The sequence below is a fragment of the Actinopolyspora sp. BKK2 genome, assembly GCF_011291845.1.
Taxonomy (GTDB): Bacteria; Actinomycetota; Actinomycetes; order Mycobacteriales; family Pseudonocardiaceae; genus Actinopolyspora; species Actinopolyspora saharensis.
Map to the genome: position 1 here is coordinate 37,260 of NZ_JAANTE010000003.1, position 23,241 is coordinate 60,500.

At 68.3% G+C, this 23,241-nt stretch carries 19 protein-coding genes; 10 read left to right on the top strand and 9 right to left on the bottom strand.

Annotation, left to right across the window (positions count from 1 at the left end; translation table 11 throughout):
* Window positions 1-23 precede the first annotated feature (23 nt).
* The 4 genes from G9Q41_RS07175 to G9Q41_RS07190 form a co-directional block, all read right to left on the bottom strand.
* Window positions 24-962: an NADP-dependent oxidoreductase gene (locus G9Q41_RS07175; RefSeq protein ID WP_092521806.1), complete on the bottom strand. Its 939-nt coding sequence runs from the start codon at window positions 960-962 to the stop codon at window positions 24-26.
* 449 nt (window positions 963-1,411) lie between these two features.
* On the bottom strand, window positions 1,412-1,702 hold the full coding sequence (locus tag G9Q41_RS07180; RefSeq protein WP_092522798.1) for a WhiB family transcriptional regulator: 291 nt from the start codon (window positions 1,700-1,702) through the stop codon (window positions 1,412-1,414).
* A gap of 764 nt (window positions 1,703-2,466) precedes the next feature.
* Window positions 2,467-3,081, bottom strand: a complete 615-nt coding sequence (locus tag G9Q41_RS07185) for a CBS domain-containing protein (protein WP_165632171.1) — start codon at window positions 3,079-3,081, stop codon at window positions 2,467-2,469.
* A gap of 10 nt (window positions 3,082-3,091) precedes the next feature.
* Window positions 3,092-3,673 carry a hypothetical protein gene (locus tag G9Q41_RS07190; protein WP_207630721.1) on the bottom strand — a complete coding sequence of 194 codons (582 nt, stop codon included), beginning with the start codon at window positions 3,671-3,673 and terminating at the stop codon, window positions 3,092-3,094.
* Between the two features lie 819 nt (window positions 3,674-4,492).
* Between G9Q41_RS07190 and G9Q41_RS07195 the strand changes: the two genes are divergently transcribed.
* Entirely contained in the window at window positions 4,493-5,398 is a 906-nt protein-coding gene (locus G9Q41_RS07195; RefSeq protein WP_165632172.1) for a universal stress protein, read from the top strand.
* Between the two features lie 129 nt (window positions 5,399-5,527).
* Here the strand turns inward: G9Q41_RS07195 and G9Q41_RS07200 are convergent, their stop codons facing one another.
* Window positions 5,528-5,797 (bottom strand): DUF1876 domain-containing protein, encoded by a 270-nt coding sequence (locus G9Q41_RS07200; RefSeq protein WP_092521808.1) that lies wholly within the window; start codon window positions 5,795-5,797, stop codon window positions 5,528-5,530.
* A gap of 377 nt (window positions 5,798-6,174) precedes the next feature.
* On the opposite strand from G9Q41_RS07200, the gene G9Q41_RS07205 reads away from it, so the two are divergent.
* Together G9Q41_RS07205 and G9Q41_RS07210 are read left to right on the top strand one after the other, a co-directional pair.
* Window positions 6,175-6,441, top strand: a complete 267-nt coding sequence (locus tag G9Q41_RS07205) for a DUF3040 domain-containing protein (RefSeq protein WP_092521809.1) — start codon at window positions 6,175-6,177, stop codon at window positions 6,439-6,441.
* Window positions 6,442-6,530: 89 nt separating this feature from the next.
* Window positions 6,531-7,421: a DUF72 domain-containing protein gene (locus tag G9Q41_RS07210; protein ID WP_165632173.1), complete on the top strand. Its 891-nt coding sequence runs from the start codon at window positions 6,531-6,533 to the stop codon at window positions 7,419-7,421.
* 288 nt (window positions 7,422-7,709) lie between these two features.
* Here the strand turns inward: G9Q41_RS07210 and G9Q41_RS07215 are convergent, their stop codons facing one another.
* Both G9Q41_RS07215 and G9Q41_RS07220 read right to left on the bottom strand, forming a co-directional pair.
* Window positions 7,710-8,984: a multidrug effflux MFS transporter gene (locus tag G9Q41_RS07215; protein ID WP_092521811.1), complete on the bottom strand. Its 1,275-nt coding sequence runs from the start codon at window positions 8,982-8,984 to the stop codon at window positions 7,710-7,712.
* A 392-nt stretch (window positions 8,985-9,376) separates the two neighbouring features.
* A complete protein-coding gene (locus G9Q41_RS07220) occupies window positions 9,377-10,861 on the bottom strand; it encodes a GAF domain-containing protein (protein ID WP_242687230.1) in 1,485 nt (494 codons plus the stop codon).
* Between the two features lie 256 nt (window positions 10,862-11,117).
* On the opposite strand from G9Q41_RS07220, the gene G9Q41_RS07225 reads away from it, so the two are divergent.
* From G9Q41_RS07225 to G9Q41_RS07235, 3 genes are all read left to right on the top strand, one after another.
* Window positions 11,118-12,641 (top strand): aldehyde dehydrogenase family protein, encoded by a 1,524-nt coding sequence (locus G9Q41_RS07225; protein ID WP_092521813.1) that lies wholly within the window; start codon window positions 11,118-11,120, stop codon window positions 12,639-12,641.
* On the top strand, window positions 12,641-13,021 hold the full coding sequence (locus tag G9Q41_RS07230) for a DUF779 domain-containing protein (protein ID WP_165632174.1): 381 nt from the start codon (window positions 12,641-12,643) through the stop codon (window positions 13,019-13,021). The genes G9Q41_RS07225 and G9Q41_RS07230 overlap by 1 nt, the downstream gene beginning before the upstream one ends.
* Window positions 13,022-13,431: 410 nt before the next feature.
* Window positions 13,432-14,388, top strand: coding sequence for a cation diffusion facilitator family transporter (locus G9Q41_RS07235; RefSeq protein WP_165632175.1), 957 nt, complete (start codon window positions 13,432-13,434; stop codon window positions 14,386-14,388).
* Window positions 14,389-14,475: 87 nt separating this feature from the next.
* Here the strand turns inward: G9Q41_RS07235 and G9Q41_RS07240 are convergent, their stop codons facing one another.
* Window positions 14,476-15,966, bottom strand: coding sequence for a PucR family transcriptional regulator (locus tag G9Q41_RS07240; RefSeq protein WP_207630722.1), 1,491 nt, complete (start codon window positions 15,964-15,966; stop codon window positions 14,476-14,478).
* Between the two features lie 94 nt (window positions 15,967-16,060).
* Here G9Q41_RS07240 and gabT point away from each other — a divergent pair, with 94 nt between their 5' ends.
* Entirely contained in the window at window positions 16,061-17,419 is a 1,359-nt protein-coding gene (gene gabT / locus G9Q41_RS07245; RefSeq protein ID WP_165632176.1) for a 4-aminobutyrate--2-oxoglutarate transaminase, read from the top strand.
* 147 nt (window positions 17,420-17,566) lie between these two features.
* On the opposite strand, the gene G9Q41_RS07250 is transcribed toward gabT, so the two are convergent.
* Complete coding sequence (locus G9Q41_RS07250) at window positions 17,567-18,583, bottom strand: class I fructose-bisphosphate aldolase (RefSeq protein ID WP_092521817.1); 1,017 nt, start codon at window positions 18,581-18,583, stop codon at window positions 17,567-17,569.
* 517 nt (window positions 18,584-19,100) lie between these two features.
* On the opposite strand from G9Q41_RS07250, the gene G9Q41_RS07255 reads away from it, so the two are divergent.
* The 3 genes from G9Q41_RS07255 to G9Q41_RS07265 all read left to right on the top strand — a co-directional run bounded on the left by G9Q41_RS07255 (window position 19,101) and on the right by G9Q41_RS07265 (window position 23,219).
* Window positions 19,101-20,261, top strand: coding sequence for an AGE family epimerase/isomerase (locus tag G9Q41_RS07255; protein ID WP_207630781.1), 1,161 nt, complete (start codon window positions 19,101-19,103; stop codon window positions 20,259-20,261).
* A 268-nt stretch (window positions 20,262-20,529) separates the two neighbouring features.
* A complete protein-coding gene (locus G9Q41_RS07260) occupies window positions 20,530-21,915 on the top strand; it encodes a nitrate/nitrite transporter (RefSeq protein ID WP_165632178.1) in 1,386 nt (461 codons plus the stop codon).
* A 161-nt stretch (window positions 21,916-22,076) separates the two neighbouring features.
* On the top strand, window positions 22,077-23,219 hold the full coding sequence (locus G9Q41_RS07265) for a uroporphyrinogen-III synthase (protein WP_165632179.1): 1,143 nt from the start codon (window positions 22,077-22,079) through the stop codon (window positions 23,217-23,219).
* The last annotated feature ends 22 nt before the right edge of the window (window positions 23,220-23,241 follow it).

Sequence of the window (23,241 nt, forward strand, 5' to 3'; positions counted from 1 at the left end):
CGGGAGCCGAGATTCCCGGGGGATCAGGAGGTGAAGTCAAGCACCAGGCGACCGCGGGTTCCGCCCGCTTCCAGCACCCGGTGGGCCTCGGCCGCCTGGTCGGCGGGAAAGACCTTCGCCACTCGCAGACTCAGCACTCCCTGCTCCACCTGTTTGCGGAGCCCGTCGAGCGCTGCCCTGTCCTCAACGGATTCGACCACCATCACCCGGTGCACGGTGATGCCGCGACCGGGGTCGCCGTTCCAGCCGCGCACCACGGCCAGCCCGCCGCCGTCCCGGATCGCGGGAGCCACTTCCCCGTTCAACACCGCTCCGTCGGCGACTCCGGCCACTCCTTCGGGAACCAGTTCCCGAATTCGTTCGGCGACGTCGTTCCCCCGCCGCACCACCTGGTCCGCACCGAGCTCGCGCACCAGGTTCTCGTCGGCGGCGGAAGCATCGGCGATCACGTGCAGGCCCTTCGTCTTGGCCAGTTGGATCACGTAACCTCCGAAGGATCCCGCGGCACCGGTGACCGCCAAGGTCTCCCCGGGGGAGAGCCCGAGCTGCTCCAGCGCGAGATGCGCGGTGAGCCCGTTCATGGGAAGCGTGGAAGCCGCGGCGAAATCGACCCCTTCCGGCACGGGCACCACGGAGTTCGCGGGGACGACGATCTCGTCCGCATACGCCCCACCACGCGAATCGATCGGGACGACGACCGCCATGACGCGATCTCCCACCTGCGAGGTGGTGACACCGTCACCGACCTCACTGATCACGCCCGCGGCGTCCATTCCGGGGATGTAGGGCGGGGCCAGCCCGTCGATGCGGTGCTGCCCGGCACGCAGCGCGGTGTCGGTGGGGTTGACCGTGGCCGCGTGCACTCGGATCCGCACTTCGCCCGCTTCGGGATGTGGTTCGGCGACGTCCAGAACGCGTAGTTTCTCCGGACCGCCGACCTCTGTGACACCAACTGCTCGCATGTCAGGGTCAACCACACCGAAGCCGCGTATCTTCCAACGAGCGGAAGCTTTTTCACGCCGGGGAAGCGAATACGTTTCGCCGCGCTCGCGGGACAACTGCTGAGTGGCCGATCGGATACGGACGATACAAAGAAGCAGACCGTTCGGGAAAAGACGAACCGCGGTAACTCTCCCCGAAAGAGCGACAGGCCGTCGCACCGACACCGGATTCGCTCGAGAACGACCCGTGAAGGTATGGCCCGCCCGTGGCGGCGTCCGAATCGGCGGGGGATGCGACTCGGACGCCGTCACGAGGCACGGCCGGAACCGGTGACGAGGTCACCGGTTACGAGCTCTTTCCGTTGCGCACACCGGATGGGCACGACCGGTCACGCGAAGCGAACCGCAGGGGATCGCCGCAGCTTTCCGACAGCGAGCACATCTCCACCAGCGGACCGGAGCTCACTGCGTCACTGCTGGGCAGGCGAGGACTGGGTACCGGTGGAGGCGGTGGTACGGCGAGCACGACGGGCGGACTTGCGCCGCTCGTCCGGGGTCAGCCCGCCGAAGATGCCGAAGTCGAGTCCGTTGCTCTGCGCGTAGGCCAGGCACTCGGAACGCACGGGGCAACTTCCGCACACTGCTTTGGCACGCTGCACCTGCTCTGCGCCCGGGCCTACCTCGGACACCGGAAAGAACAGCTCCGGATCCTGGTCACGGCAGCTCGCGCGGTGCTGCCAGTCGGTGCTCGTGTTGTCCATCATGTGGCGCCTCCTCTCGTTTGCGGGCGCGGTTGTGTGCCTGCTGCTGATGGTCGGGTTGGGACGCCTTTTCGGCGCATGAGTTCATCGCGGCTGTGAAAAGGCCGCACCGACGTCACGTGTCGGAACACGTCGACGTGGCGGGATAGCGACCAGCCTCACCTGCAACGCTGTGGGACCGGAACCAGTTCCGCACCGGACGGGTGTGTCCGCTCACAACAACCACACGATCAACCTGCCGGGAAATCCCGGCGGGCGCTCAGCCTGTCTTCCGAATCGTTCGGCTCGAAACAAAAGCGCGCGCCAGCCGACCACGGGCACAAAAAGACCCGCGGTTCGGATGTCTCATGTCGTTGTCACCGCACCGGTCCGCGGTCACCGGGCTCCGCCAACGGGATTCCACCGTCCTCCAGACGGTCTCAACCCGCAACCGGTTTCCCACAGTAGCCACGTTTACCCCATTTGACCAGCGTCGCAGCAGAGTGTTTCCGCTTCGATCGGCCTGAAGACTCTTCGTGAAGCATCGTGAAGCAGTCCACACGGCAGCGCCACGACTCACTCATGCAACGCTGATCGACTGCATCCTACACACGAATCCGTTCACTCGTACAGCGGTAGCCGCCGAATCGAAGGTGTGATGTCGCATTCCCTCCGTCACGGAAGGAACACCGCGACAGCACATATCGCACGCGGACTCGGCGGAGTGCCACCGAGCAGCGCGCAACCGAACGAAACTGCCTGCTCGCTGCCGACGATTCTCGCGATCACTCGTTCTCCTCGGCCGCGGCCGCAGTGCAATGAGCCCGCAGAACCCCGGGAACGCTCTCCGCGAGCACGCGGGCGACGTGGCGGTCCTCTGCGCTGTCGTAGGCGTCGACGATCAGGGCCGTTCCCTCGTCGACCTCCACGCTCCACCGCCTCGGCCCCCCGACGAAGGAGAGACGGTAACTGATGTCCCTGGCCAGCAGGTCGTCATCGCGTGCCAGAGTGCGCACGAGATCGCGTCCGGTCACCATGCCCACCAGTCGCCCCTCCTCCACGACGGGAACGCTGCGAACGCGCTCCTCGAGGAGGCCCCGCACCAGATCGGTCACGTCCGTTTCGGGATCTATGCCGGTGATCCGGGGAGATATCAACTCCCCGACCACCCCGGGAGGCGGTTCCCCGTGCTCCTCCGCCCCGCCCGAGTACCGCGGATCGCGCGGAAAACGGTTCCGCACCAGATCGAGCTCGGTCACCTCTCCGAGCAGCCGGTCCTCGGAGTCCACCACGGGCAACGCGGTCACGCCGTGCTCGACCAGCATCCCGGCGGCGGCTTTCACCGGAGTGTCCGCCCTGGCCACCACCCCGGGTTCGGCCATGATGTCCCGTACTCGCATCAAGATCCCTTCACGCCTGACCGCCGTCGCGAAACCCGCTCCAGAGAGGTCCGAACATCTTCCACTCCCGTTGCCAGCTCCGCCGTCGCACACGGTCGAGCAGGCAACGCGAGCCCCAGAAAAGTCCCGCACATCCGAACAGGACCGCCAGCCACAGACTCGCCGCGGCGGCCAATCCCTCCCGAACGGCTCCTCCCCTGCTCATCGGGGACTGCACCTTCTCGCCCCGCTCGTCGACCCAGATCCGCACACCTTCCCGCGCCCGGGTGCCCACCTCGGCCGCGACGGTTCCGGTCCGCAACGCCCCTCCCGGGGAATGCCAGTAGGCGGGGGTCTCGGAGACCGCAGCCGTCCCGCGAACGTCGGGCACCTCCGAAACGGCGTCCTCCGTCAGCACCGCCGTCACCGGGGTTCTGCTCCGCACCTGGTTACGTGCTTCCCGGAACTGCTCGGCGTGGGTCTGGGCACCGACCACCGCTGACACCGGCAAGGCCAACAGCGGCACCGTCAGCACCACGGCGAGCAGCACCCCCTCCAGGCAGTCCGAGGCACGAGCGAGCGGGTTGCCGCCGGGACGAATCAGACGTCTCAAGCGGAGAGCGGATTCCCCCACCGTCACCGCCTCCTTCTCCGAGGCACTCCTCGAACGAGTCGTCCGAGAGCCGAAAAACCGTCGTGGCGAGCAGGTCGTGGCGAGCGGGGAGTCCCCACCGCCTACGGGGTCAATTCCTCACCGTTGCTCGGCAGATCCATCCCTCCGCCCTTCGGGACTTCCCGAGTCGGCCGCCCCGCGACAGCGGAGCGCCCCTTCGGACCTCGTAGCAGGACCTCGTGCTCACCCCTCTCCCGTATAGCACGAAAGTGTGATCGATGCAGCGAGGAAGGAAGCCCGGCACGAATGTGCCCGGAAACGATCACGCGGCTCCCGGACGCTGCCGACAAAACACGAAGAATCGAACACGACCCGGCCGGAAAAGGACTCGCGGTGCTCATGCTTTCCAGTGCTCGAACTGCTCTTCCCGGATCTTGGTCACCACAGTTGCCCGGGCAAGACGAACGTCCACCCCCCGGAAAGGACTTCCCGGAAAGGACTTCCCGGCACGACCGTTCCCGCCCTCGATCGCACCGTGACCGAGCACGGTCGCGAGCACGCGCATCGGCCGGCCGAGGCGGTCGAGCCGGCGTGGTCGCGTTCGGCGGTTGGCGCAGAGCCCCGAGCTGAACCGCCCTCCGTCACACCCCCGCTCTCCGAGCCTCGGGCGCAGAGGTCGACACACCGGAGCAGGCGTGGAATTCGCCCCACGACCTCGGTGCGCGGGCTTACCATGACCGGCGGACCGCTCGGAGCGAGCCGCACCGGACAGGCCGTTCGGCGGGAACCACCACCTTGGCGCGCGAAGGGTTGGCAGCGATGTGCGCAGAGCAGAACGGCAAAGTCGTCGTCGGGTTCGACGGACTCGACCACTCCCGGGAAACCGTTCGCTGGGCTGCCTTCGAAGCGGTCAGCAGGGACCGGGAGCTGCTGGTGGTCCGGGCAATTCCCGCACCGCTGGAGCAGCTCACCCGAATCCGCCTGCCCAGCGAATCAGTGGAGTTCGAACCGCTGCGCACCGAGTGCGAGAACGAAGTGAACACGATGGTGTCCGAGTGCAGGGAGGAGTTGCCCGAGCTCCGGGTGGAGACCGCCATGAAGCTGGGACACCCCGCCAAGATCATCGGGGAGCTGGCGGACCGGGCCGACCTGCTGGTGCTCGGCCCTCCGGAGCAGTCCCAGCCCTGGCGCATGCTGCTCGGTTCGACCTCGGCCGAGCTCGTCCGCACCGCCCGTCCTCCTGTGGTGGTGGTACGTGGTGAGCGCGAACGAGAACGAATCACCACGGACCCCCGGCAGTTCACTCGGGTGGTGGTGGGTGTGGACGGCTCCCGAGGGAGCGAACGGGCGCTCGGCTTCGCCTACGAATTCGCTTCGCGCCATCAGGCGGAACTGGTCGCGCTGCTGTCCTGGAACGAAGTTCGCAAGTACACCACGTCCCCGACCGCCCGCCGCAAGCTCGACTGGCAGCAGGTGCACGACACCTGCGAACGGGTCCTCACGGAGTCCGTGGCCGGGTGGAAGGAGCAGTACCCGGACGTCTCCCTGCACAGCGAAGTGGTCACCACGGAAGGAGCCGCCGACGCCCTGTTCTCGGCCTCGGAGCAGGCCGACCTGTTGGTGGTGGGCAGTCAGGGGCGAGGGCCGATCCGCTCGAGCCTGCTCGGATCGGTCAGTCACGCCGTGGCGCACTACGCGCGCTGTCCCGTGGCGGTCGTGCACTGAACGGACCGCGCAAGTCCCCTCTCCCGGCGCGGCCTACCTGCGCCCCTGCCGGAAACCGCTGCGGGAAATCGCGGCCCCCACCGGGACGGCGGAGGCCGCGTGCTCGTCCGGGTCGGAAGTCATCGAGCATCAGCTGTGGAAATGTGCGGGTTGTCCGGTCGACCGCTCGACATCCGCCGCGGAGACGTCGAGCAGTTGGTCAGCGAGCTGGGACAGTGCCCTGGAGGCCGCCAGTTCCGCCCCGATCTCGGGGACGTTGACGTCCCGCGGATTCCGGTGGGCGATTCCGTTGCCGCGAAGCTCCGGTTCGCCCCGTTTCATCAATCGGGCTTCGGCTCTGGTCCTGTCGTCCCGCTCGTCGATGTAGACCGTCACGACCCATTGCTCCGTCGCGATCATGATCTTCTCCAGAGGTAAATTGCGCGACCGCTTGGATTCCGCTGCTCCGAGGCTCACGTGGCGGCACCGGTCCTTCGCGCGCCCATCGGCAGCGTCGCTCGTCCCCGCGCCGGTCCGAGCCATCCCGGGTGTGCGCGGCCGGAGGGTCGACGTTTCCGATCCGCACGGCTCAACCCCGGCAAATGCGGCGCGTAGCACCATGGTGAACGCGGCAGGCTGCTCCCCGCAACACTTCTCCAGCCCTGCTGAGCAGGCGCCGCTGCCCACCGAGCGATCGGCACTCGGTCACATACCAGATTCGAGTAATCGCCGCTCTTCCTCGTTCGTCCGTGGCGAGCGACGCTGGAGGTGACTGGTTCGATGGCGGGAGGTGGGGCATGCTCGACCGGGACGAACGGCGCCGCCTGGACGAGATCGAGCAACACCTGAGCGGAGACGATCCCGATCTCGCCGAGCTCATGACCGGGAACAGTCCGCACGTCTCGTTCCGCGGGAAGCTCACCCCCAGGACGGTGTTGATCGCCTTCTCCTATGGATGCGCTCTGCTGTGCCTGCTGCTCGGCGCGGGGGGTGGTTTCTTTCTCGGGGCCGCGCTGGCCACGGTCCTGCTCGGTTTGCGGGACTGGCGACTGCACTCCGAGTGACCGGGAACCGGCCGTGACCGCCTGCGCCCGCGCTCTCCTCCGGAACTCGCCGGGAAACGGATCCGGGACGGTGGTGGCATGCTGGGGCCATGGGCGAGATCCTGGTCGGCACCGCGGGTTGGACCGATCGCGGGCTGCTCCAGTCGGGCTGGTACCCGCCCGGAACCGACACTCCTGCCAGGAGACTCGCCCACTACGCCGAAAGGTTCCCGCTGGTGGAGGTCGACTCCACCTACTACCACCCGCCGTCCGAACGCACCGCGGAGCTGTGGGTGAGGCGCACCCCCGGGGACTTCACGTTCAACGTCAAGGCTTTCCGGCTGTTCACCCGCCATCCCGCGAAACCGTCCACGCTCCCCCGTAATCTGCGGTGGGCGGCCGGGTCCCGACGGGACAACGTCTCCCTCGACGAGCTGGATCCGGACGTCGTCGAGGAGCTCTGGCGGCGTTTCCGCACCGCGCTGGCCCCGTTGTACGAAGCGGGCAAGTTGGGCGTGGTGCTGTTCCAGTTCCCGCCCTGGTTCTCGAGCGGCCCCGACAACAGGCGCTACCTGGTCGAGTGCCGGGACCGCGCCGCGCCGCTGCCGGTGTGCGTCGAGTTCCGCAACCACACCTGGATGGAGGAGCACGAGCGGGAACGAACGCTGGACTTCCTGAGCCAGCACCGCCTGCCCTGCGTGGTCGTCGACTCACCCCGGGGACACGGCAACTCGATACCACCGGTGATCGCCTCCACCGCCGATCCGGCGGTCGTTCGCTTCCACGGGCGATCCACCGAGTGGAACAGCCGCATCAAGGAGAGACGTTTCGGCTACAAGTACTCGGAGGAGGAGCTGGCCGCCTGGGTCCCGGCCCTGCGCGAGTTGTCCGCTTCGGTCAGCACCACCTACGTGGTACTGAACAACTGCTACCGCGACTACGCGCACGTCAACGCGGCCCAGCTGGTCGAGCTCCTCGACGGGGCCGGACGCGAGCGTTGAGCCGGTTCTCGCAGTCCGGTACGAGTGGGGCCTCGCCGGTCTCCTTCCACCGGCGAGGCCCCACGCTCGTGTCCGCGCGGACCACCGCCCGGACACCCTCCTCGACTCACTGGTGCTGCTGTTCGGCTCGCGGGTACGCTGCATCCCCGCCGCGGGCTCGCGAGCGGGTGCCCCACCCGCGAGAAACGGCCACGCGGCCGGGAGGCGCCGGAGCACGCGCGGGCGAACCCGCGGGCCCGGTTCCGGCAACGCGACCCGCTTCGGCGCTGCCGTCGGAGAGCTCCCCGCTCAGGCGGCTTCGGCGGCTGCCTCGTCCGCGTGGTTGGAACCGCTGAGCTTGGTGACCACGGTCAGCGCGATCAGCGCGATCAGCACACCTGCGGTCATGGTCATGGCCATGGCAGGACCGTCGTTGCCGAGCAGCCCCACGATCGGTGCCATCAGGGCACCGAGCCCGAACTGGAAAGCCCCCAACAGCGCCGCGGCGGTACCGCCGGAGTCACCGTGCCGTTCCAGCGCCAACGCCGGTGCGTTGGGCAGTACGAAACCGACCGCTCCCAGCATGAACAGCAGCGGGACGAAGAAACCGGGAAGTCCGCCGAGGCCGAGCAGCGCCACGGTGGTCAGCACCGCGCCTGCCACGGTGGCAACGGCCAGCGCACCGGAGACGATGCGCTTCGGGGAGAACCTGCGCAGCAGGACCACGTTGAACTGCGTGGAAGCGATGATCATCAGGGCGCCGAGGCCGAAAACCACGCCGAACTGCTGCTGGTTCAGCCCGTACTGCTCCTGCAGCACGAACGAGGCCCCGGAGATGTAGGAGAACAGCGCCGACATCCCCAGCGCCGCCACCAGGATCATCACCATGAACTGTCCGTCGCTCAGCAGCTGCCGGTAGGAGCGCAGCACGGGGCCCATTCCCCCCTTGTGCCTCCGTTCGGGGGGCAGGCTCTCGCGCAGGGCGAGACTGGCCAGCACCAGCAGCACCACTCCCAGGACGGCCAGCACGGCGAACACCCCGCGCCACGAGAGCTGCAACAGGATCATGCCGCCCAGAGTGGGGGCTAGAATCGGAGCCGCCCCGTTGACCAGCATCAACCGCGAGAGCGTCGTCGCCGCGGTGCGTCCGCTGAACAGATCGCTGACCGAGGCGAGGGCGACGACCATTCCGGCCGCTCCGCCTGCTCCCTGGAGCACGCGCAGGATCCCGAGCACCAGGACGTTGGGGGCGATCAGGCACAGCAACGATGCCGCCACGTGCACGGCTATGCCCACGATCAGCGGAATCCGCCGACCGACGGCATCGGAGAACGGCCCCATCACCAGTTGGCCCAGCCCCAGGCCCAGCAGAGTCCCGGTCAGTGTCAGCTGGGTGGCCGAGGAGCTGGCGTCGAGGCTTTCGCCGATGGCAGGCAGGGCGGGCAGGTACATGTCGATCGTCAGGGGAACCAAGGCAACCAGAGCCCCGAGGACGAGGATGATCCGGGCACGTGCCCAACCGGTGGGTTCGGACACACCCGCGCTGGTCGAGGTGGACGTGCTGTGTTCCGCGACTTTTTCCATCACGACCTTCCGGACGGGAACGATAAGTTGACAGGACTGCCAACTTCACAGCGAACGTGAAGGACGTTTTATTCCCGGCTGCGCGGTTCGCGGTCGAATCAGCAGAACTCGTGTGAGCTCCGTCCGTGATCGACCGGCGCCCGTGGCCGCACGGTCTCCGGGAGCAAGCGGGACGCGCAGCAGCCGATCACGGGGAGTGACCACGCAGCGTCCGCAACCGCTCACCGAGAACCGCCGCGGGAATCACCGGCCGCGCTTCGCGGAGCAGCACCGGGAGATCGGTGGAAGAGAACAACGGCACGCTCGACCGGCGCCTCACGAGGCGCACGGCCCCGCTTCCGCGCCGGAACCGCGCGGCGCGCCTACGCCGCTCTCCTCGCTCCGCACGGCGTTCACTCCTCGTCGTTGAGCAACCGATCGAGCCGAGTCCTGGTTCCGGCACGACGCCAGTCCCGCACGGGCAGGGTTTCGAGCAGCTGCTCCAGGACCTCCGCGTCCCACCTCCCGCTATCGGTGTGGGCGAAGCGCCACAGCAGTTCCGGGTCCCGCGCGGCGAGCACGGCAGCACGCATCCCGGCCAGCAGCTCGTCCCGCTCAGCCCGCACCACCGGTGCGTCCGAGCCGGGAAGCAGTCCTTGTCCGTAGCGTTCCAGGGCCGCCGCAGGCCGTCCTTCGCGCAGCAGCGAACGCACCGCGGTGAAATCGGCCTCCACCCGCACGCCGAGACGGTACGGCTTGGTGCGCACGATCGAGTTCCCCAGGCGAGCGCGAAGTCGGTGCAACTCGGCGCGCACGGTGACCGGATTGCCCTGTTCCCCGTGCACCATCAGCGCGAGCTGCTCGGCGTTCAGCCCCTCCGGGCGCAGCGTCAGGGCCGCGAGCAGCTCGGCGTGGCGCTGTCCCACGCGAACGGACCGGTCGTTCAGCTCCACCTCGGGCCACGTTCCCGTGAAGCGCAACCGCAGCACGGAATCGCGTTGTTTCACCCCGGAGACGCGGTAGGTTCGCAACAGGTAGCCCTCCGTCAGGGGCTCGAGCACCGCCTTCCTGCCGTTTCCCGCGTCGAACTCCTCCCCGCAGGTCCGCGGAACCGCCCCTTCGGGGAGCGCGAGGTTTCGCGGTTCGGAGGCGATGACCCGACCGTACGGACTCAACAGCGCCACCGACTCCCCGGACGAGGGACGCAACCGCGGCATCTCCCGCTCGACGATCCGCATGTGCCGCCGACGCATCTGCTCGGCGAGCTCCCCCTCCGCCAACCGGGAGGCGGCCGCGACCAGCGCGGGCAACGTCGGGTGCATGGTGTGCAGGGGACCGCTGAGATCTATCGAACCGATGACCTCGCCCGTCTCCGGGTCCCGTATCGGGCTGGCCGCGCAGGTCCAGGAGTGATACGTGCAAACCAGGTGCTCGGCGGAGTGGATCTGCACCGGCGTTCCCGTGGCCAGCGTGGTTCCCATGGCGTTGGTGCCGATGGTCTCCTCCGCCCAGCGGGTTCCCTCGCTGAGCAGGACGTCGTCGGCCTTGCGGCACACGCTCGGATGACCTTCCCGCCAGAGGATGTGGCCCGTCTCGTCGGTAACGATCATGATGTGGGCGCACTCGCCCACTTCGTCCAACAACGTCCGGCGCAGCAGCGGAAGACAGCTCGCCAGCGAGTGCGCGTCGCGCTGCTCCTCGAGCTCGTCCGCGGCGAAGACGATCGGGGGTTGCCAGCCGTTGGGATCGATTCGGGCCTGCAGGGAGCGTTGCCAGGAGGCGGCCACCACCGGACGGGGCGTTTCCTCCTCGTCCGATTCCGAGAGCGTCGCCGCGTGGATCCGCTCGAGCCTGCGCGCCCGTTCGAGAGGATCGGTGGAGACTTCCGGGAAATTCATCATGGCGAAGTGTTCGGGCAATCGACCTGCCTTGCGGTGTCCTCACGGTCGTACGCGTCGATCGATGCGATCGACATCATACTGATAGGTGGCCCGGGTTACATACAAGCGTCGACCGCCGTCGTGGACACCGCCTTTCGCGCGAAACGTTGTTGCAACGTGGCGCTGCTCAGAATTCCCCACGTCGACCACCCCTCGCGAAACCGCGTACCGCGGTGGCCGAACCAGTCGACACAGTTCGAACGGAGGTGGGGGAATGCCCCAGTACGCAGCTCCGGGAACCGCCGGATCCGTCGTCGAGTACAGGTCCCGCTACGACCACTTCATCGGCGGCGAGTACGTCCCCCCGGCCGGGGGAGACTACTTCGAGAATCCGACTCCCGTCACGGGGCGAGTGTTCACGGAACTGGCCCGCGGCACGGCCCCCGACGTGGAAAAAGCCGTGGATGCGGCCGAAGGGGCCGCCAAGTCGTGGGGCAGAACGGCACCGGCCGAGCGCGCCAAGGTGCTGCTGGCCGTGGCGGACCGCATCGAGGAGAACCTCGAGAAGCTCGCCGTGGCCGAGTCCTGGGACAACGGTAAACCGGTGCGGGAAACGCTGGCGGCCGACATGCCGTTGGCCGTCGACCACTTCCGCTACTTCGCCGGAGCTCTGCGTGCTCAGGAGGGCACGCTCTCCCAGATCGACGAGGACACGGTCGCCTACCACTTCCACGAACCCCTGGGGGTGGTCGGCCAGATCATCCCGTGGAACTTCCCCGTGCTGATGGCCACGTGGAAACTCGCCCCGGCGCTGGCCGGCGGCAACACCGTGGTGCTCAAGCCCGCCGAGCAGACCCCGGCCTCGATCCACGTGCTGCTGGAGCTGATCGCGGACCTGCTGCCCGCCGGTGTGCTCAACGTGGTCAACGGTTTCGGGGTGGAAGCCGGGAAACCGCTGGCCTCGAACCCGCGGATCAACAAGATCGCCTTCACCGGCGAGACCACCACCGGCAGGCTGATCCTGCAGTACGCCAGCGAGAACATCATCCCCGCCACGGTGGAGCTGGGCGGCAAGAGCCCGAACATCTTCTTCGACGACGTCACCGCCGCCGACGACGCCTTCCGCGACAAGGCGCTCGAGGGGTTCGCGCTGTTCGCGTTGAACCAGGGCGAAGTGTGCACCTGCCCCTCCCGCGCCCTGGTGCAACGAGGCATCTACGACGAGTTCGTCGCCGCCGCGGTCGAACGCACCGAGCGCAACGCCCCGGGGCACCCGCTGGACACCGAAACCAGGATCGGGGCCCAGGCCAGCAACGACCAGCTCGAGAAGATCCTCGCCTACATCGACATCGGCAAGCAGGAAGGCGCCAGGATCCTCACCGGTGGCGGACGAGCGGACCCGGGGGGCGAGCTCAGCGGGGGATACTACGTGGAGCCGACCGTTTTCGAGGGGCACAACAGGCAGCGCATCTTCCAGGAGGAGATCTTCGGCCCCGTGGTCTCGGTGACCTCCTTCGAGGACTACGAGGAGGCCGTCGAGATCGCCAACGACACGCTCTACGGCCTGGGCGCCGGTGTGTGGTCCCGGAACGGCAACACCGCGTACCGCGCCGCGCGGGACATCCAGGCCGGACGCGTCTGGGTGAACAACTACCACTCGTACCCGGCGCACGCCGCCTTCGGCGGTTACAAGCAGTCCGGGATCGGCAGGGAAACCCACAAGATGATGCTCGATCACTACCAACAGACCAAGAACATGCTGGTCAGCTACTCGGTGAACTCCATGGGGCTGTTCTGATGGATTCGGGGGAGAACAGCAGGGTGGACGTGACCGAGCGGGCGGCCGAACTTCTCCGGAGCCTGCGACAGCGGTACGGCGCGGTCATGTTCCACCAGTCCGGTGGATGCTGTGACGGCAGCGCACCGATGTGCTACCCGAAGGGGGAGTTCCGCACGGGAGTCAACGACGTGCACGTCGGGAGCCTGAGCGTCGTCGGTATTCCCGAGCGGATCGAGGTGTGGATGTCCGGGCCGCAGTTCGAGTACTGGCAGCACACCCACCTGACCATAGACGTGGTCGCCGGGCGCGGCAGCGGGTTCTCGCTGGAAGCCCCGGACGGGGTGCGCTTTCTGCTGCGCTCCCGATTGCTCACCGAGCAGGAGCTGGACAACCTCTGATCCCCGCCCGGGGTGGTCCTCGGCCGAGGGCCACCCCGGGCAACCGCCCCGGTCCCCTGCGGGGAAGGTCGGTGCGCCTGCAACATCTCAGGGCTTTCCGAACAAGCTCGTGCACCGGTCCGAACGACTGCCGGGCGAATTGCCACCCAGCCGAAAAGCGGGAACCCGGGACCGCTTTCCACCGGAATCGGGCGGGGAAACTCCCCGGGAATCCGTTCTCCCCTCTCCTGCCCTGCCTTTCCAGTTGCGCCGAAATGCCCCGAAGCGTTTCCGTTCGCACCGAAATTCCCGGTCACAAGGCCGCACAAGCTTCCTGCGACGCAATTTCGCGCACGCTAGGGTGAGGCCGTCGACAACGTGCGCGGAAATTCCCCGGCACGCTCCCCGAGGTGGCAGCGAGAGGTGCGCGGATGGGCGAACACGGACACGGCCACTCACACGTAGCCGACCGTGAAGCCGATCGGAGGTATCTGAGCGCGGCACTGGCCGTGATCGCGCTGTTCATGATCGTGGAAATCGTGGTCGGGGTGTACGCCTCCTCGCTCGCACTGATCTCCGACGCCGGTCACATGCTCACCGACGCCGGAGCACTGGCTCTCGCGCTCGTGGCGGGCAGGCTCGCCAGAACACCGGCCCGGGGCGCCTACACCTTCGGTCTCAAGCGAGCCGAGATCCTCTCGGCCCAGATCAACGGAATAACGCTGTTCGCGCTGGTCGGCTACTTCCTCGTCGAGGGAATCCGGCGGCTGGTCTCCCCTCCCGAAGTGGCGGGCGCCTTCGTGCTCGTGACCGCTCTGGTGGGGATCGTGGTCAACCTGATCGCCACGTGGCTGATCAGCAGGGGCAACAGGCAGAGCCTCAACGTCGAGGGGGCTTTCCAGCACATCCTCAACGACCTCTACGCCTTCCTCGCAACAGCGGTGGCCGGGCTCGTGGTCCTGTCGACCGGCTGGACGCGCGCGGACGCGCTCGCCGCGCTCGTCGTAGCCGCCCTCATGGCCAAAGCGGGCTACGGGCTCATCCGCGACTCGGCCCGGGTCTTCCTCGAAGCCGCTCCGCGGGGGATCGACCCGCAGCTGCTGGAAACGGAGATGCGCGGGATCACCGGCGTGGTCGAGGTTCACGAGCTGCACGTGTGGGAAGTGACGTCCGGCTTCCCCGCCCTGTCCGCACACGTGCTCGTGTCGGCCGAGCAGGACTGCCACGAACGGAGGACAGCCGTCGAACGGCTGCTGCGCGACCGGCACGAGATCCGGCACACCACCCTCCAGGTGGATCACCGGCAGGACTTCCTGCCCACGGAGTCGTTGCGTCCTCGCTCCCCGGAGGAGCAGGACGACGCGGACCACGGGACCGGCCGGGAGTGACACCTCCGGACACCGGTCACCGGTGCGCGGCAGGCACCGGCCGCGTCCGCCCCGGGGGCAGTCCGCTCCCCTGCCGGGGGCTCCGCGTCAGTGCTCGGTCCCGTTCAGCACCCGCAGGGCCAGCCACAGTTCCGCGCGCACCCCGGGTTGATCCAGATCGCGCCCGAGCAGTGACTCCACCTTGCGGATCCGGTTGCGCAGCGTGTGGCGGTGCACTCCCAGCGCGCCTGCTGCCTGCTCCCACTGCCCGTGCCGGGCCAGCCACTCGCGCAGCGAGCCGAGCAGCTCCTGACTGCCCTCCAGCGGGGCCAGCAGGGACGCGGCGAACCCGCTCGCTCGATCCGCCGGAACCAGCTCCAGCAGGCCGCATCCGGCCAGCTCGGCGAACCGCACCACCTCGACCCCGGTGCGGGCCGCGGCCACGGCCTGCTCCGCCTGGCGCAGGGCACGCGAGATTCCGTTCGAGTCGCACGGTTCGGAAACCCCGACCCGCGCGCCGCACCGACGGCTCAGCAGCTCCGCGCTCGCCCCCTCGGCCGGAACCACCGCCAGCACGGTTCCTTCGTGCTCGACCGGGTAGACCGTTTCCGCGGAGCTTCCCGTCTCGAGCAGGTACAGCAGTTCCTCCCGGTCGCGTTCCCCGGAGAAGGCCAGCACCCGGACGGGCGAGGTGGGAAATCCGACCCGCAGGTCGTCGAGCACCTCCCAGACGGGCTCGCCCGCCAACAGGGTCCGCAGGAATCCGGTGCGCAGTTTCCGCCGCGCGGAGCGCAGCGTCTCGGTCTGCCGCAGAGCCAGGATCAACAAGGAGGCAGCCGAGTTGATCACTTGCCGTTCGGCCGTGCCGAACGAGCGCGCACGACCGACTGCGAGCACCGCCCCGTTCCCCGCTCCGAGGTCCTGCAGGCTGATCACCTGCTCGGACAGCTCGACCTCCACGGCACCTCTGCCCTGCCTGCCGTGCAGCCGCTCGGCCTCTGCGGCGAGCACCCGCGCCGATTCTCCTGCCGTGGTCGGAGCGGCGTGCAACACCGCTCCCGCACCGTCCAGCAACGCCACCCACCCCTCGACGAAACCGGCCAGCTTGCGGATCAGCGGGGCCAGGTCCCGCTTGCTCCCGGCCGCTCGGGCCAGTTCGTGTTGAGCTCGGCTGAGCCGCCGGACTCCCTCGTACTCGTCCTCGGCCAGCGCGCGTGAGACCGCCTTGCTGATCGCGATGAACGGTGTCCGGTGCGGCACGACCACCAGCGGCAGCCCCGCTTCGGCAGCCGCCGCGATCAGTTCCCGCGGCACTTCACCGTGGGTGAACCCCACCCCGAAACCGAGCCCGGACACCCCGGCCGCAGCGACCCTGTTCACGTACTCCCCGCACTCGGGACCGCGCAGCGTCAGTCCCGTGGTCAGCAGCAGCTCCCCGCCCTCGAGGAAAGGGGTGGGATCGGTCAGCTCGCTGGTGTGCACCCAGGAGATCGGCCGGTCCGCGAAGCCGCGGTTCCCGTGAATCGTCAGCTCCAGCTCCGGATCCTCGAGGAGGTCCCGCACCGTCAACGTCACCGGCAACAACTCCAAACCGTCCATCGAACCGTGCGCTGGTGGCCGTGGTGTCCACTGCGTATCACCGCTATAGCACCGAAGCTGTCCCCGAACACTTCACGACGGAGCGGAGACTGCGATGACCACACTCACCAACGAGGAGACGCCCGCCGCGCGGAAACGACTGCTGCGCACCGAGATCCCCGGGCCGAAGTCGCGTGAGCTGCAGGGGCGCCGCGCGATGACCGTGGCCGCAGGTGTGGGCAGCGCGCTGCCCGTCTACGTCACGGGAGCGGAGGAAGGCGTGCTGCACGACGTGGACGGCAACGTGCTGATCGACCTGGGCTCGGGGATCGCGGTGACCAACGTGGGCAACGCGGCCCCCGAGGTGGTCGACGCGATCCGCGGTCAAGCCGGCGAGTTCACCCACACCTGCTTCATGGTGACCCCCTACGAGAACTACCTCGAGGTCTGCGAGGAACTGGCCGAGGTCACCCCCGGCGAGCACGACAAGCGCACCGTGCTGTTCAACTCCGGGGCGGAGGCGGTGGAGAACGCGGTCAAGATCGCTCGCAGGGCCACCGGGCGGCAGGCCGTGGTGGTCTTCGACCACGCCTACCACGGGCGTACCAACCTCACGATGGCAATGACGGCCAAATCGGTGCCCTACAAGCACGGGTTCGGTCCGTTCACCAGCGAGGTCTACCGCATGCCGATGTCCTACCCGGCGCGGGACGGCGCGGACGGAGCCGAAACGGCCCGCGGGGTGATCGACCGGATCGAGAAGCAGGTGGGGGCCGACTCCGTGGCCGCCGTGGTCGTCGAGCCCGTGCAGGGCGAGGGCGGGTTCGTCGAACCGGCCGAGGGTTTCCTGCCGGAGCTGTCGCGATGGTGCGCCGAAAGCGGTGCGCTCTTCGTCGCCGATGAGATCCAGACCGGTTTCTGCCGGACCGGGGACTGGTTCGCCTGCGAGCACGAGGGGGTGGTGCCCGATCTGATCACCACGGCCAAGGGGATCGCGGGCGGCATGCCGCTGGCGGGGGTGACCGGCCGGGCCGAGGTGATGGACTCACTGCCCCCGGGAAGCCTGGGCGGCACCTACGGCGGCAACCCGGTCTCCTGCGCCGCCGCTCTCGGAGCCATCCGGGCGATGCGCGAGCGGGACCTCGCCGGAGCCGCGCGGGACATCCAGCACCGTGCGCTGCCCAGGCTGCGCGCGCTGGCGGAGCGCACCGAGCGGATCCTCGAAGTACGCGGGCGAGGGGCGATGCTGGGCGTCGAGTTCGTCCGCGCCGGAAGCGGCGATCCCGACCCAGAACTGGCCGCGCGGGTGGCCAAGACCTGCCACGAACGCGGTGTCGTCGTGCTCACCTGCGGCACCTACGGCAACGTGATCCGCCTGCTTCCCCCGCTGGTGATCTCGGCCGAGCTGCTGGACGAGGGACTCGACGTGCTCGAGGAGGCCCTGGTGGAGCAGCTGGACCACCCCGCCCGGTGACGCGTCGGCCGGGCCGGCCCGGCCGACGCTCGGCGTCGGCGGGCCCGCCCGGTTCACCCCGCGTGCCGGGAGCTGTCCGCTCGGGTCACGTGAGCGGCGCCCGCCGGATCCGTTCCGGCGGGTCCCCTCCCGGCGGGGCGAGTCCGCTCAGGCGTGCTCCAGCACGGACTCGTACTTGCCCTCGCGGGCGGCGCCGTTGAGCTTGGCCCGGTGCGCCAACACTCGTTGGGCACCGTCGAACTTCTCGGAACGACCGACCCACTCCTGCAACGCCGGGGCGAGCAGTCCCCGGCCGAACGAGAAGGTCACCTGCCAGGGCAGCGGACCGAGCTGGTTGATCGCGTTGAGGTTGACGGTGGCCTCCTCGTCGCTCTGCCCCCCGGACAGGAAGGCGATGCCGGGCACGGCCGGTGGAACCGTGCGCTTGAGCGCGCGGACCGTCGCCTCGGCCACGTCCGCGGAGCTCGGCTGCTGCGGGTGGTCCTTGCCCGCGACCACCATGTTCGGCTTGAGCACCATGGATTCCAGCTCGACGCGCTGCTTCGCGAGCTCGTCGAAGACCTCGCGCAACGTCCGGACGGTCGCCTCCTCCGCGGCTTCCAGGGAGTGGTCACCGTCCATCAGCACCTCGGGCTCGACCATCGGAACCAGACCGGCTTCCTGGGAAAGCGCGGCGTAGCGGCCGAGGGCGTGCGCGTTGGCGTGGATCGCGTAGTCGCTCGGGCGGTCGGCGGCGATGTCCAGCACGGCACGCCACTTGGTGAAGTTCATGCCGAGCTCGACGTACTCGGAAAGTCGATCGCGCAGTCCGTCCAGACCTTCGGTGATCTTCTCCCCGTCGCTGCCCGCCAGGGGCTTGGCTCCCTTGTCCACCTTGATCCCGGGCAGCACTCCGTTGTCCTCGGCCACCTTGCGCAGCGGAACACCCGAGGAGGAGTCCTGCCGGACCGTCTCGTCGAACAGGATCACGCTACTGATCGATTTGCCGAGCTCGGGCGTGGACACGATCAGCTCGCGATACTGGCGGCGCACTTCCTCCGTGGAATCGAGGCCGACCGCGTGCAACCGCTTTTCCATCGTCCCGGTGCTCTCGTCGGCCGCGAGAATACCCTTGCCCGGTGCAACCATCTCTCGTGCGATCAACCGCATGTCGTCGCTGAACACGGTGCGCTCTCCTTCGGGTGTACCTGCATGTCCTTCTCGGCCGGTGATCGCCCGGACCGGAGTCACCGTCAAGCGTGACAGACACGGTCCGAGGATTCCGAACCCAATCAACTTGAATCGAATCAGAAAACTCGGAATCGAATCAGTAACGTCGCATTCATCTCACCCGAACAGGTAAACGCTTGTCAGCCGACCGACCCCTTCCGACAATACTCGCGCACAACGAACAAAGATTTCACTTTCACCCGGAGGTGTGCCTGCTGCTCCGACGAACCACCTCCGCCGAGTCGTCGTCGGCCCTCCCGCGACGCGCCTGCCCCTGCCCGTGCCCCGGCCCGCCACGGGTGGACGGAGGTCGATAACGTCCGTTGGTCGGGTGGAAGTACCGATTCAGCTCACGCCCCGCCCCACCCCGGGGCAGCGCGCGCGGGCCCGGAACTTCCCGCGAACCGAACATCATCCGACCACGCGAGGAACAGCAGTGATCGATCCGCACTCCCCCGAACACCGCGACTGGCTGAACACGGAACGGCGCAGATTGCTCGACTTCGCCGCCTCGTCCCGGATGACGCGAGGAGGTTTCGGCTGGTTGGACGAGTCCGGGGTCCCGGACTCCGAACGTCCGGTGGAAACCTGGATCACGGCCCGAATGACCCACGTGTTCAGCCTGGCCCACCTCAACGGCGCACCGGCTGCGGCGGAAATCGCCGATCACGGAGTGCAGGCCCTGCTCGGGCCGCTCCGGGACCAAGCGCACGGTGGCTGGTTCACCAGCACGACCGACGCCACCAAGGGGGCCTACGAGCACGCCTTCGTCGTGCTCGCGGCGAGCAGCGCCGCGGCCGCGGAGAGGCCCGGGGCGCGCGAGCTGCTGGACGAGGCGCTGCACACCGTCGACAGCGGATTCTGGGACGAGCAGGCAGGACTCGCCCTGGAAAGCTGGGACCGGCAGTGGGGCTCCACCGAGCAGTACCGGGGAGCCAACAGCAACATGCACATGGTGGAGGCCATGCTCGCCGCGGGCGACGTCACCGGTGAGCGGATCTGGCACCAGCGAGCGCTGCGGATAGCCGGAACGCTGATCGACGAGGTCGCCCGCACCCACGCGTGGCGACTCCCGGAGCACTTCACCCCCGACTGGGAACCCGACCCCGAGTACAACCGCGCACGGCCCCACGACCCCTTCCGCCCGCACGGAACGACGGTCGGCCACTGGCTGGAGTGGGCCCGCTTGCTGCTGCACCTCGAGGCCTCGCTCGGCGACGCGGCCCCCAACTGGCTGATCTCCGACGCGCGCAACCTCTTCGAAGCGGGCATACAGCACGGTTGGCACGCCGACGGGCACCCCGGCTTCGTGTACACGCTCGACTGGCAGGACCGCCCGCAGGTCCGCGAGCGCATGCACTGGGTGGCCACCGAGGCGATCCTGAGCGCGGCGGCGCTGCACCAGCGCACCGGTGAGGCCTACTACCAGCAGTGGTACGCCACCTTCTGGGACTTCGCACGCACCCATCACATCGATCACGGCCGGGGGAGCTGGCTCCACGAGCTCACCCCGGACGGGCGGCCTTCGCGCTCCGTCTGGTCCGGCAAACCGGACGTCTACCACGCCTACCAGGCAACGCTGTTCCCCCAGCTCCCCCTCGCCCCCGCCGCGGCCGTGGCGCTGCGGAACTGAGACGACAGCGCGGGAACACCACGAGCGGCCGGTGCTCCGCGCGCCCTGCGGGGCTCGCGGACCGCACTGCCCCGGCGTCGCGCGGAGACGCCCGACGTCGGGGCGCTCGTCCCCGCGCGAAAGCGACCCCGTCACGGCCGACAGCGCACTTCACGCACCGGGCGGGGGACGGTGAACGGAACTTGACACCTCGTTCACGGAACATATCGAACACGCAAAAGTCCCTTCCTAGGCTCGCCGAGGCGAACCGAACGGAAGGGAATGAGCAGTGAGCGTCTCGACCGCGGAGAAAGAAGAGAGCACCCCCGCGCGGAAACGCGGGAACTGGATCAACGACTGGCGCCCGGAGGACCCCGCTTTCTGGCGCAGCAAGGGCAGAAAAATCGCCTGGAAAAATCTGGGCATATCGGTCGTGGCCGAACACCTCGGTTTCAACGTGTGGACCCTGATGAGCATAGTCGTCGTCGGGCTGGACGAGGTCGGCTACTCCTTCGGGGTCGGCCAGCAGTTCTGGTTGCTGATCCTGCCCAACCTGATCGGGGCCCTGCTGCGCGTTCCCTACACCTTCGCCGTCCCCCGTTTCGGCGGCAGAGGCTGGACCACCACCAGCGTCTGCCTGCTGCTCATACCGTGCGCGATGCTCGCCGCAGCGGTGACGGCCGAGAACACCCCGTACTGGTTCTTCCTGCTCACAGCTGCCGCCATGGGGGTCGGAGGGGGCAACTTCTCCTCCTCGATGACCAACATCTCCTTCTTCTTCCCCGAGCACCGGAAAGGTCTGGCCCTCGGCCTCAACGCGGCGGGAGGCAACATCGGGGTCGCCGTGAGCCAGCTGCTCGTCCCGTTCGTCATGCATCTGGGCGCGGGAGTCAACCTCTCCTACGCCGCGCTCATGTGGATGCCGGTCATCATTCTCACCGGAGCGTGCTCGTGGCGGTACATGAACAGCCTCACCGCGGCGAAACCGGACAACGGCTCCTACCGGGAAGCCGTGCGCAGCAGGCACACCCCCGTCATGGCACTGCTCTACGTGGGAACATTCGGCTCTTTCATCGGTTTCTCCTTCGCCTTCCCATCCCTGATCGAGATCGCGTTCAGCGATTTCTCCTCCTTCATGGGAATCGCCTTCATCGGGGCGCTGATCGGTTCGGTGGCACGTCCCCTCGGAGGATGGTTCTCCGACCGGATCGGCGGCGCGCGGATCACCATGTGGAACTTCCTCGGTCTGGCAGCGGGCACGGTCGGTGTGCTTGCGGGTACCCACCTCGACAGCTTCGCCGTCTTCTTCGGATCGTTCGTGCTGCTGTTCGTGCTGACCGGCATCGGGAACGGCTCCACCTACCGCATGATCCCCCCGGTCTTCGTCCGGGAGGCCGAGCAGCGCGCGGCGCGCACCGGTGAGGACCTGGAAACCGCGCACCGAGCGGCCAAACGCCGCTCCGGTGCCGTGATCGGCGTGGTCGGCGCGGTCGGCGCCTTCGGCGGGGTGCTGATCAACCTGGTCTTCAAGTTCTCCCTGCAGGCGACGGGAACGCTCACCCCCGCGCTGTTGTCCGTGTTCGTCCTGTTCCTGGTCTGCGCAGCGATGACGTGGTGGCACTACATCCGCACCGACGTCCCGCGGACGGAGCGGGCACGTGCGGCGGGCGTTTAACGGGGCGGAAATCACGCCGAATCCGGCACGACACCGATCACCACGAACATGGTCGCCGAGTCCCGCGAACGCGAGGAGGAGATGAGCGAGTCCCATTCCACTCCCCCGCCGATGACCTCGCCCGGTGCACGGCCGGGGACTGCTCGACGGATGCGAAACCGATGACCACGACACGGCAGGAACAGCGCACGCTGACCGGGTTCACCGTGGGAACGACGGCCACGCGCCGGGTCGAGGAACTGGCGACCATGCTGCACCGACGTGGAGCCGAGGTGCGCCACGGCCCGGCCATCAGGATTCTGCCGCTCGCCGACGACGGCGAGCTGTTCGAGATGAGCGAATCACTGCTGCGGAATCCACCGGACGTGGTCGTGATAACCACGGGAATCGGTTTCCGGGGCTGGTTGGAGGCGGCCGAGGGCTGGGGTTTCGGAGCCGAGCTGGCCGGGGTGCTCGGCTCGGCGAGGATCCTGGCCAGAGGCCCGAAAGCCACCGGGGCGGTTCGCGCCGCGGGGCTCTCCGAGTGCTGGGCTCCGGAGTCCGAGAGCACCTCGGGAATACTCGCCCGGCTGCGCGGGGAGAACCTCTCCGGATGTCGCGTGGCGGTCCAGCTGCACGGACAGCGGATGCCGGAGTTCACTGCGGAGCTGCGCGCGGCCGGGGCCGAGGTCATCGAGGTGCCCGCCTACCGCTGGTCCCGACCGCACGACGAAGCCCCGCTCGACCGGCTGGTGGACGAAGTGCTCACCCGGAGGATCGATGCGCTGGTCTTCACGAGCGCCCCGGCAGTGACGAACACGCTCGACCTCGCGCGGCGGACCGGTCGGCGACGGGAACTGCTCGCCTCGCTGCGGCAGCACGTGCTGGTCACCTGCGTCGGTCCGGTCTGCGCCGCTCCGCTGGAAGGACTCGAGATTCCGGTCATCTTCCCGCAACGCCCCCGGCTCGGTTCGCTGGTGCGTTCGCTCGACGAGAGCCTGCCCGCGCGGGTCCGGCGGCTGGACATCGGCGGGAACCACGTGGAACTGCGCGGACAGGGCGTTCTGCTCAACGGTGAGCTGCGCCCCGTCCCGCCCAGTCCCATGGCCCTGCTGCGCAAGCTCTCCGAGCACCCCGGCAAGGTGCTGTCCCGGCGCGAGCTCGTCGACGCCCTGCCGAACGGCGGAGAGGAGCACGCCGTCGAGATGGCGATCGGACGACTGCGCACCGCCCTCGGCAACGAGCGCTTCGTCCAGACCGTCATCAAGCGCGGCTACCGACTCGCCCTGGACGACACCGAGATGCGCGCGCTGGCGCAGCGATGAGGCACGGGCGAGTCGGTTCGCC